9 protein-coding genes and 1 pseudogene are annotated in these 10,287 nt (G+C 67.5%); 4 read left to right on the plus strand and 6 right to left on the minus strand.

Annotated features, from left to right (window positions below; genetic code table 11):
* Positions 1-227 precede the first annotated feature (227 nt).
* The 3 genes from BMW87_RS26650 to BMW87_RS26660 are packed head-to-tail and all read right to left on the minus strand — an operon-like array spanning position 228 to position 2,873.
* Positions 228-881 (minus strand): ABC transporter ATP-binding protein, encoded by a 654-nt coding sequence (locus BMW87_RS26650; protein ID WP_093057810.1) that lies wholly within the window; start codon positions 879-881, stop codon positions 228-230.
* A complete protein-coding gene (miaA, locus tag BMW87_RS26655; RefSeq protein ID WP_177192848.1) occupies positions 878-1,903 on the minus strand; it encodes a tRNA (adenosine(37)-N6)-dimethylallyltransferase MiaA in 1,026 nt (341 codons plus the stop codon). The genes BMW87_RS26650 and miaA overlap by 4 nt, the downstream gene beginning before the upstream one ends.
* Before the next feature lie 52 nt (positions 1,904-1,955).
* Positions 1,956-2,873: an AraC family transcriptional regulator gene (locus BMW87_RS26660; protein WP_093079985.1), complete on the minus strand. Its 918-nt coding sequence runs from the start codon at positions 2,871-2,873 to the stop codon at positions 1,956-1,958.
* Positions 2,874-3,035: 162 nt separating this feature from the next.
* Here BMW87_RS26660 and BMW87_RS26665 point away from each other — a divergent pair, with 162 nt between their 5' ends.
* From BMW87_RS26665 to BMW87_RS26680, 4 genes are read left to right on the plus strand one after another with little or no spacing between them, the layout of a single operon-like run.
* The gene (locus tag BMW87_RS26665) at positions 3,036-3,887 is read left to right on the plus strand and encodes an SDR family oxidoreductase (protein ID WP_093079988.1); all 852 of its coding nucleotides are present in this window, start codon (positions 3,036-3,038) and stop codon (positions 3,885-3,887) included.
* On the plus strand, positions 3,884-4,240 hold the full coding sequence (locus tag BMW87_RS26670; RefSeq protein WP_093079991.1) for a c-type cytochrome: 357 nt from the start codon (positions 3,884-3,886) through the stop codon (positions 4,238-4,240). The genes BMW87_RS26665 and BMW87_RS26670 overlap by 4 nt, the downstream gene beginning before the upstream one ends.
* Positions 4,241-4,275: 35 nt before the next feature.
* Complete coding sequence (locus BMW87_RS26675) at positions 4,276-4,749, plus strand: (2Fe-2S)-binding protein (protein ID WP_093079993.1); 474 nt, start codon at positions 4,276-4,278, stop codon at positions 4,747-4,749.
* A gap of 10 nt (positions 4,750-4,759) precedes the next feature.
* Positions 4,760-7,006: a xanthine dehydrogenase family protein molybdopterin-binding subunit gene (locus BMW87_RS26680; protein WP_093079996.1), complete on the plus strand. Its 2,247-nt coding sequence runs from the start codon at positions 4,760-4,762 to the stop codon at positions 7,004-7,006.
* Between the two features lie 22 nt (positions 7,007-7,028).
* On the opposite strand, the gene BMW87_RS26685 is transcribed toward BMW87_RS26680, so the two are convergent.
* From BMW87_RS26685 to BMW87_RS34820, 3 genes and pseudogenes are all read right to left on the minus strand, one after another.
* Positions 7,029-8,006: an alpha/beta hydrolase gene (locus tag BMW87_RS26685; protein WP_093079998.1), complete on the minus strand. Its 978-nt coding sequence runs from the start codon at positions 8,004-8,006 to the stop codon at positions 7,029-7,031.
* A gap of 187 nt (positions 8,007-8,193) precedes the next feature.
* Positions 8,194-10,098 (minus strand): DNA mismatch repair endonuclease MutL, encoded by a 1,905-nt coding sequence (gene mutL / locus BMW87_RS26690; protein WP_093080001.1) that lies wholly within the window; start codon positions 10,096-10,098, stop codon positions 8,194-8,196.
* A 27-nt stretch (positions 10,099-10,125) separates the two neighbouring features.
* Positions 10,126-10,287: pseudogene (locus BMW87_RS34820) on the minus strand (dienelactone hydrolase family protein); the annotation flags it as partial.

Below are 10,287 nucleotides of genomic sequence, written 5' to 3' on the forward strand. Positions count from 1 at the left end.
GAGTGATCCCCCTGATTGCATTGCAAAGCCGTTTTATGAATTGGCTGAGCACGCGGGACCACCATGCCTTTGAAGCAGATGAACTGCAGGCGTCGGTGTGTTCGCAGGTGGCTTGGCTACGGGCCGTCGAATGCTATGAGCACCCGTCTTGGAGGTTCAAAAATCCGGCGCTGTTTCTGCCAACTTTTGCCGGACTTGGCGATGGCGTTGGGCGTAGCCAGGAAGTCTCAGGTGGCGATGCCGTCGGCGCGCAGATGCAGCAGGCGGTCCGCGCGGGCGGCCGCGCTCTCCGAGTGCGTCACCAGCACCAGCGACGCACCATGCTCGCGGGTCTGCCCGATCAGCAGTTCCATCACCTTCGCGGCGGTGGTCGGGTCGAGGTTGCCCGTGGGCTCGTCGGCCAGCAGCAGGGCGGGGCGGTGCACCAGCGCGCGCGCAATCGCCACGCGCTGCAACTGACCGCCCGACAGCGTCTGCGGCAGCCGCGCGCCCATGCCGGGCAGTCCCACCGCTTCGAGCATGTGGGCGACGCGGCCGTCGTTGTCCTTCTGCTGGCCCAGCAGCATCAGCGGCAGCGATACGTTCTGCGCCACGTCGAGGTGCGGCAGCACATGGAAGGCCTGGAACACGAAGCCCACGTGGCGCCGCCGCCAGAGCGCGCAGGCTTCGCCGTCGAGCGCGCCGATGTCGGTGCCGTCGTGCGTCACCGTGCCCTGGTCCCAGCTGTCGAGGCCGGCCATGCAGTTGAGCAGCGTCGACTTGCCGACGCCCGATTCGCCCACGATGGCGACGAATTCGCCGGGCTCGACGCCCAGTGTCACGTTCTCGAAGACAGGCGCATCGCCGTAGTGCTTGCCGAGGTTGGAAATGCGCAGTGTCATCCGGATTGAGTGGTCTTGGAGATCAGTTGAACGGCGGTCTGCACCGCGTCGGGGGCGTCGCAGGCGATCACGGTGCGTTGCGGCATGCTGCGCAGCCAGGTGATCTGCCGCTTGGCAAGCTGGCGCGTGGCGGCGATGCCGCGTTCGCGCAGATCGGCCATGGCGTTGGCGTCGGGCGCGGCGTCGCCGCAGGCGTCGAGCGTTTCCCAAGCCTGCCGGTAGCCGACGCAGCGCATCGAGGGCAGGTGGGTCGACAGGTCGCCGCGCGCGCGCAGTGCGCGTACTTCGTCGAGGAAGCCGGCTGCCAGCATCGCATCGAAGCGCTCGGCAATGCGCGTGTGCAGCCAGGCGCGGTCGGTCGGTTCGAGCGAGAACAGCACGCCGCCTTCGACTGCGCTGGCAGTCTTGTTGTCGCTCGCATGAAAGCTCGACAGCGGCTGGCCGCTGCTCTCCCACACTTCGAGCGCGCGCTGGATGCGCTGGCTGTCCTGCGGCGCCAGCCGCGCGGCAGTGACCGGGTCGACCTGCGCGAGCCGCGCGTGCATGGCGGGCCAGCCGAGCGTGGCGGCATCGGCGTCGATGCGCGCGCGCACCGCGGCGTCGGCCGCGGGCATGGCGTCTATGCCGTCGAACAGCGCCTTGAAATACAGCATGGTGCCGCCCACCAGCAGCGGCAGCGCGCCGCGTGCGCGAATCTCGCCGATGAGCCGCGTGGCGTCGGCCACGAAGGCGGCCGCGCTGTAGCTGTCGCGCGCATCGAGGATGTCGATCAGGTGATGCGGCGCGGCAGCCTGCTCGGTGGCCGTGGGCTTGGCGGTGCCGATGTCCATGCCGCGGTAGACCAGTGCCGAGTCGACGCTGATGATTTCGACCGGCTGCAGCCGCGCCAGCGCCAATGCGGCGGCCGTCTTGCCCGAAGCGGTGGGGCCGGCAAGCGCCACATAGCGCGGCGGACCGGAACGCGCAGCGGCGGGCGATGCCGGGGGAGCGGCCTCGGCGGCCGGTGCGGGGCTGGGAAACATGATGCGCCGAGGGTAGCAAATGGCGCGCGCCGGTCTGCAGCGCGGGTCTTGCTCAGGTCGTTTCCCGCATCCGCTTGATGTCGCGCAGCGGCGGCGCTCCAAACAGACGGGCGTATTCGCGGCTGAACTGCGAGGCGCTTTCGTATCCCACGCGCACTCCTGCGGTGCCGGCATCGATGCCCTGGTTCAGCATCAGTTGCCGGGCCTCTTGCAGGCGCAGCTGCTTCAGGTATTGCATGGGGCTCATGCCCGCCACGGCACGGAAGTGCTGCCGGAACGTCGATGGACTCATATGCACGGAAGCGGCCAGTTCGTCCGCCAGCACAGGCTGCGTGAAATTCATCTTGAGCCAGGCCATGCTCTGCGCCACCTGCTGGCCTGGAGAGCCGACTGCCACGAGGCGCTGCAACTGCTGGCCATGGCGCCCGGCGAGCAGGCGAACGGCGATTTCCTGCTGAAGCAGTGGAGCGATCTGGGGAATCAGTTTGGGCTCGGCCAGCAGCTCGACGAGCCGCGTCACTGTGCCGAGCAGTGTCGGATCGAGATCGCCGAGCGACATGGCTCGATAGCTATAGTCCTTTGTCGGTTGGGGCAACGCCATCTCGGCTGCCGCCTGCACGATGGCGCGAGAGTCGAGCTTGAGCATGATGCCCAGAAAAGGCCGCGCGGCACTGGCCTGGGTGACATGCGCCACGACGGGAAGGTCGGCCGTGGTCAGCAGCGATTGCCCAGCGGCGTAGTCGAAGAATTCCTCGCCGAGCGCAACCCGCTTCTGCCCGCTGACAGTGATGCCCACACCAAAGCCATAGATGCAATGAACAGGCTCGGTCGTGGCGCTGCGACGGTGGAGCGAGAGTTCGGGAATGGCGGTGATGAAGTCGCCGTCATTTTTGACAATGCTTCCGACCGCTTTGGCCAAGCCGCTCAGGACGGCCGATTCGCTTTGCTGCGTCAGCTGCGGCGCTTCCATTTGAATCCTTTCGGGGTGCTCCGGCAAAGTCTAGCTCGCGCATTTCGCTCGGTCCGCATTTCTGGCGCAGTCTCATCGTTTCAGGCAAGAACACGCGCGCTTTCGGCAAACGGGTCGACGGTTCCTGGGCAGACACTGGCACCAACCGAAAGGAACATTCCCATGACCGACAAGAAAATCTGGTTCATCACCGGCGCAGGCCGGGGCCTGGGCGTCGACATCGCCAGGGCAGCGCTGGCCGCAGGCCACGCCGTCGTGGCCACTGGCCGCGACCCCGCGAAGGTGGCTGCGGCCATCGGCCCCCATGCAGACCTGTTGAGCGTCAAGCTCGACGTTACCCGCCTCGATGACGCACAGGCAGCAGTGGAGGCCGCCATCGCGAAGTTCGGGCGCATCGACGTCCTGGTGAACAACGCAGGCAACTTCTACGCCGGTTTCTTCGAGGAGCTGAGCCCCGAGCAGGTCCGCAACCAGATCGAGACGCTGCTGTTCGGCCCGATGAACGTCACCCGCGCCGTGCTGCCGATGATGCGCAAGCAGCGCTCGGGTCGGGTGCTCACCATCTCTTCGACCGCCGGGATTGCCGGCGGAATGTTCTGCACTGCCTATGCCGCGGCAAAGTTTGGCGTCGAAGGATGGATGGAGTCGCTTGCTCCTGAGCTTGCCCCCTTCGGCATACGCACCATGCTGGTGGAGCCGGGCTTCTTCCGCACCGAGCTGCTCACCGCCGGTTCGACCACTTTCGCCGAGCCGAACATCGACGACTACGCCGAGCGCACCAGGGAAACCGTTGCCGCCTGGAGCAGCATGAGCGGCAAGCAGGGCGGCGACCCCGCCAAGCTCGCCGACGCCATCGTGCGGCTTGCCGCGCTCGAAGAGCCGCCGGCCCGGTTCGCCGCAGGTGCCGATGCCGTGCAGACCTTCGAGGCCAAGGCCAACGCGCTGCTTGCGCAGGCGGGCGCCCATCGAGGCCTGTCCACGTCTCTTGCCCACGACGACCGGGGACAGCAATGACCAACGATCGCACCGCAGCTGTCCAGCGTTCCTTTGCCGCTTCCCTCGTCGTGGCGCTGGGTATTGGCGTGAGCGTCGTCGCGTGGCCGGCACGCGCAGTGGCCAGCCAGGCGCTGGCGCGGAAGTACGCGTGCGTCGCATGCCACCAGGCCACAGCCAAAGTGGTGGGTCCGTCCTGGAAAGACATCGGGGCAAGGTACGGCGAAGGAAAGGGAACTGCCGCGCAGCTGGCTGCAAGCATCAGGGCCGGCAGCTCGGGCAAGTGGGGCGCGATGCCGATGCCGCCGCAAACCCAGATCCCCGATGCCGACGTGCAGTCGCTCGCGCAATGGGTGCTCGACGGGGCCAAGTGAATCCGATCCAACCTACTACCTAGGAAGAACCGAACATGAGCGTGCTCCACATCAACGGCCGTGAACACACGGTCGACGCCGACCCCGGCACTCCCATCCTCTGGGCCTTGCGCGACACGCTGGGCATGACCGGCACCAAGTTCGGCTGCGGCGCGGCGCTGTGCGGCGCCTGCACCGTGCATCTGGACGACCAGGCCATCCGCTCGTGCATCACACCCATCTCGGCCGCCGAGGGCAAGAAGATCACCACCATCGAAGCAACGACCAGCGGCAGCGATCGGGTCGGCGCAGCCGTGCACACCGCATGGGTCAAGCACGACGTGGCGCAATGCGGCTACTGCCAGAGCGGTCAGATCATGAGCGCGACGGCCTTCCTCAAATCGCTGCCGCGAGGCAAGCAGCCCAGCGCGGAGGAGATCGATTCGGCCATGGTCGGCAACATCTGTCGCTGCGGCACCTACGCCCGCATTCGCGCCGCCGTGGCCGATGCGGCCAAGACCCTCGCTTGAAGGAGCCGCCATGCTGCCCAACATCGACTACCGCGAACTGCCGCGCGCCATGCAGCGCCTGATGGCCCAAGGTCTGACCGGCGAAGCTGCCACGCTGCCTCGCCGCAGCTTCCTGAAGATGGCCGGGGCTGGCGGCCTCGCGCTCGGCGCCTTTCCTCACCTGGCCATGGCGCAGGCCGACGGTGCGGCGCAGGCGGCTGGCGCGCTCAAGCCGACGCAGCAGCCATCGGCCTTCGTGCAGATCGCTTCCAACGGCGAAGTCACGGTGACCATCAACCGGCTGGAATTCGGCCAGGGTGTGCAGACCGGCTTGCCAATGATCCTGGCCGAGGAACTCGACGCGGACTGGGCCCTGGTGCGCAGCCGCAATGGCTCGAACGACGCCGCCTACGTCGATCCGCTCTTCGGCATCAACATGACCGGCGGCTCCCACTCGATCAAGAACAGCTTCACGCAGTACCGCGAATTGGGTGCCCGTGCTCGGGCCATGCTGCTGTCGGCGGCAGCGGCGCGCTGGAAGGCCGACGTGGCCACGCTGCGCACGCAGGCCGGCATGGTGCTCGGCCCGGGCGGCCGAAAGCTGGGCTACGGAGAGTTGGCTGAAGCTGCCATGGCCCTGCCGGTGCTGGAGAAGGTCACGCTGAAGAATCCCAAGGACTTCCGGATCATCGGCCGTCCGACCACGCGCCTGGACGCGCGCGCCAAGAGCAGCGGGCGCCAGGACTTCGGCATCGACGTGCGGCATCCCGGTCAACTCACGGCGGTCGTGGCGCATCCGCCGGTGTTCGGCGCTCGCCTGGCCTCGGTGGACGACAGCGCGGCGCGCGCCGTCAAGGGCGTGAAGGCCGTGCTGCGCGTGCCGCTGGACCGCGGCGCCGAAGGCGTGGCCGTGGTGGCCGATGGCTACTGGCCCGCCAAGCTGGGCCGCGACGCGCTGAAGCTGCAGTGGGACACGGCCTCCGTCGAGAAGGTGGACACCGAAAAGCAACTGGCGCAGTACCGCGAGTTGGCCGGCCGCCCAGGCTCACGCAAGTTCGACGCCGACATGGCACCGCTGGCCACCGCGCCTCGCCAACTGGAAGCCGAGTTCGTCTTCCCCTATCTCGCTCACGCACCCATGGAGCCGCTGAACTGCACTGTCAAGCTGTCGAATGGGCGCGCCGAGCTTTGGGTCGGCACCCAGTGCGCCGGGCTGGACGCTGCCGCCGCCGCGCGCGTGCTGAGCCTCGAGCCCGAGCAGGTGACGGTGCATGTGCAGATGGCGGGCGGCGGCTTCGGCCGGCGTTTCGTGGGCACGAGCGACTTCGTGGTCGAGGCCTGCGAGATCGCCAAGGCCGCGCGTGCCGCCGGCTTCGACGCGCCGGTGCGCCTGCTGTGGAGCCGCGAAGACGACATCAAGGGTGGCTACTACCGCCCCATGCATCTGCACCGCGCACGCATCGGCTTCGACGAGCGCGGCAGGATCCTGGCGTGGGACCACGCCATCGTCGGCCAGTCGATCACCACGGGCACGGTGTTCGGGCAATTCCAGGTGAAGGACGGCATCGACGCTACGGCCACCGAGGGCATGCGCGATCCGTACCCGCTGCCGATGCGCCTGACGGTGCATCACCCCCAGGTCAACGTGCCTGTGCTGTGGTGGCGCAGCGTGGGTTCCACTCACACCGCCTTCGTGATGGAGACCCTGATCGACGAAATCGCCCGCAGCACGAAGCAGGACCCGGTGGCCTATCGGATGCAGCTCTTCGCAGACAAGCACCCACGCCACCGCGCTGCGCTGCAACTGGCCGTGGACAAGAGCGGCTACGGCAAGAAGCAGCTGCCGGACGGTCGTGCCTGGGGCGTAGCCGTGCACGAGTCATTCGACTCCGTGGTGGCCTATGTGGTGGAAGCTTCAGTGAAGGACGGCCAGCCGGTGCTGCATCGCGTCACCAGCGGCGTGCACTGCAACCTGGCGGTCAACCCGCGCAGTGTGGAGGCGCAAGTGCAGGGCGCGGCGGTGATGGGACTGTCGACGTGCCTGTCCGGCGGTGCGATCACGTTGAAGGACGGCGTCGTGCAGCAGAGCAACTTCGGCGATTTCACCGTAGCCCGAATCACCAACATGCCGGAGTTCGATATCCACATCGTGCCCAGCGCCGATGCGCCCACCGGCATGGGCGAGCCCGGCTTGCCTCCACTGGCGCCTGCGTTCGCCAACGCCATTGCACGGCTGACGGGCAAGCCCTTGCGCCAGCTGCCCTTCAACCTGGCTTGACGACGGGGCGCGCGGACGAAACCTAGATGGCGGCCGGTGCCGGCGCGCGCACCTCGCCCCGCACATCCTGCGGCGCAAGCGCGGCGGAGGGCGGCGCAAGCCGTGGCTGCGGCCGGTTCGCCGCGCCGCCATTGCTGGCGACCATGCTCTCCGGCTTCATGCGGAACAGCTGCGTCAGCGCCGCGCGGTACTGCGCCTCGCCGATCGAATTGGTGTTGTGGTGCGAACCACCCTCGACCAGCACGAACAGCTTGGGCACGGTGGCCGCGTCATACAGCTTGCGGCCCAGCGTCGGGTTGATGAGGCTGTCGGCCGTGCCATGCACTACCAGCAGCGGCGAGCCGATGTCCTTGACCGTGTTGATCGCTTCGAATCGCTGCGTGATGAACGGGCCGAAGGGCAGCCAGCCCCACTTGAAGCCGCTGACCACGTCGGCGATCGAGGTGAAAGTGCTCTCGACGATGGTGCCGCTCTCGTCGTTCACATGCGCCGCCAGGTCGATGCCGATGGCGCCGCCGAGCGAGTGACCGAAGATGTAGCGGTGCTGTTTGGGGTGGCGCGCGGCCAGCCAAGTCCAGGCGGCGCGGGCGTCTTCGCGGGCCGACTCTTCCGAGGGCAGGCCCTTGGAGCTCTTGCCGAAGCCGCGGTAGTCGATGGCCAGCACCGAGAAGCCCAGTTCGTGCATGCGCTGGATGCGCGGCGCCGAGCCGGCCACGTTGTAGCGGGCACCGTGCAGGTACAGCATCACGGGGGTGTCGGTGGTTTCGGGCGCGCCGCCCAGCCACAGGCCGTGCAGGCGAGCGGGCTCACCGGTGAGGGAAGACTGGAAATCGATCCACACGTCTTCCATGCCCTGGGTCATGGAGGCAGTGTTGCCCCAGCTGCGGTCGCTGGGCTGGAAGATCCATTCGCGTTGCTGTTCGTCGAGCGTCGAGCAACCGGCTGCCAGCAGGGCACAAAGCGAGAGGACAGACGCGAGGAGGGTCCAGCGTTTCATCATGGGGTTGAGGGACAGCGAAGTCGGCGGAAAAGTTCACCTGCTTTCACCTTGGTGCGCCGACACTGCACCTTGGTAACCCCCCGAAACAACGCTCACAGGCGCTTTACCGAGCCTATGCAACGTGCGTGCCCGCAATCCCGATGACTGCGGAAAACCCTAGAAAAAAGGCTTAAAGCGCCGATTTGCCCTATCGGCCGCGCATGAACAGCGAATCCAGCTCGCGAACCGACAGCTGGCGCCAGGTCGGCCGGCCGTGGTTGCACTGGTCCGAACGTTCTGTTGCTTCCATCTGACGTAACAGTGCGTTCATCTCGTCGATGGTGAGCTTGCGGTTGGCTCGCACCGCCCCGTGGCAGGCCATGGTGGACAGCAATTCGTTCTGGGCACGCTGAACCACCGTGCTCGCGTCGTGCTGGCCCAGTTCGGCCAGGACGCTGCGCGCCAGCTCCACGGGATCGCCGTCGGCCAGCGTTCCGGGCACGGCGCGCACCGCGAGCGTGCGTGCCGAGAAGGGGGTTATTTCCAGGCCCAGCGTCGGCAGCACCTCGGCGCAGGCTTCGGCCGTGGCCACTTCCTGCGGCGTGGCCGCGAAAGTGGCCGGAATCAGCAGCGGCTGGCTGCTGATGGACGCACCGTCGAGCTGCGTCTTGAGCCGCTCGTAGACGATGCGCTCGTGCGCCGCGTGCATGTCGACGATCACGAGGCCCTGGCTGTTCTCGGCCAGGATGTAGATGCCCTGCAGCTGCGCCAGCGCGCGGCCCAGCGGCCAGGCTTGTTCGTTGGTGGCGAGGGCGGCAGCCTCCGTGTTTGCCGCGGCCACGGGCAGCCCGACAGGGGCCTGGAACGTTGCCGCCGCCGCACTGGCCTGGGGCCAAAGAGACGATGCGGTCGATTCCGCCGCATGCTGCGCCGGCTGCTCGCTGCGCCGGGGCCACATCGCCTCGAAATCGCCGGCGCCGCGCTCCTGCGACGTGAAATTGATGGCGGGCTGAGCCCAGCTGGCGTTCGACGGCAGCGGGGTCTGCTTGAAAAATGGCTGCGGTGCCGCACCCGCTGGCGCGACTGCATCACCGGCACGCGGGGCCGCCAGCGCGTCCTCGATGGCATGGCGCACCGCCTGATGCACCTCACGCCCGTCGCGAAAGCGCACCTCGATCTTGGTCGGGTGCACGTTCACGTCGACCCGCGCCGGATCGATCTCCAGGTACAGCGCGTAAATCGGCTGGCGCTGGCCGTGCAGCACGTCTTCGTATGCGCTGCGCACCGCATGCGACAGCACCTTGTCGCGCACGAAGCGGCCATTGACGTAGAAGAACTGCTGGTCGCCACGCGAGCGCGCCGCATCCGGAATGCCGGCACGGCCGACCACGCGCACCGGGCCGCCTTCGCGATAGACGGCCACGCTCTGCGCCACGAACTCGTCGCTCAGCGCATCGGCCAGCCGCTGCTCGCGCGTGGTGGCGGCGCGCCACTGCTCGACCAATTTGCCGTCATGCCACACCGAAAAGCCCACCTCAGGCCGTGCCAGCGCATGACGGCGCACCGCCTCGATGCAATGAGCCAGCTCGGTGGCGTCGGTCTTCAGGAACTTGCGGCGCGCGGGTGTTGCAAAGAACAGTTCGCGCACCTCGACCGTGGTGCCGGTGGAGCGGGCCACCGGCCGCAGCTCGCCAGTGCGTCCATCGAGCGCGAAGGCCGTGTCGGAGCCAGTGAAGCGCGAAAGAATGCTGAGCTCGGCAATCGCATTGATGGCGGCCAGCGCCTCGCCACGAAAGCCCATCGTGCCGACCGTCTCGAGGTCGTTGAGGCTGGCGATCTTGCTGGTTGCATGGCGGCGCAGGGCCACCGTGAGTTCCTCGCGCGGAATGCCCAGGCCGTTGTCTTCCACCGAGATCAGCCGCACGCCACCCGAGGCCAGCCGCACCGTGATCTGGCTGGCGCCCGCGTCGAGCGCGTTGTCCAGCAACTCGCGCACCACCGATGCGGGGCGCTCGACGACTTCACCGGCAGCGATCTGGCTGATCAGTTCGTCGGGGAGTTCGCGGATCGGGCGGCGTTCGGTGGGGGTGATGGAAGTGGGGAGGGCGCTCACCGGGGCATTCTAAAAGCCGTGTCGTTTTCAGCGCGGCATCAGGGTGTTCGACGGCAGCGTCTCGTCGAGCAGCTTGCGCGCCGTCTCGACTCCGGCCACGGGCAGCAGCTTCGCATCGAGCAGGCCCACCTGCACCAGCACGCTGGCCTGGTCCCAGTAGATGTGCTCGTGATAGAGCTTGTCGCCGCG

This window comes from Variovorax sp. OV084, from assembly GCF_900111625.1.
In the GTDB taxonomy this organism is placed as follows: Bacteria; Pseudomonadota; Gammaproteobacteria; order Burkholderiales; family Burkholderiaceae_C; genus Variovorax.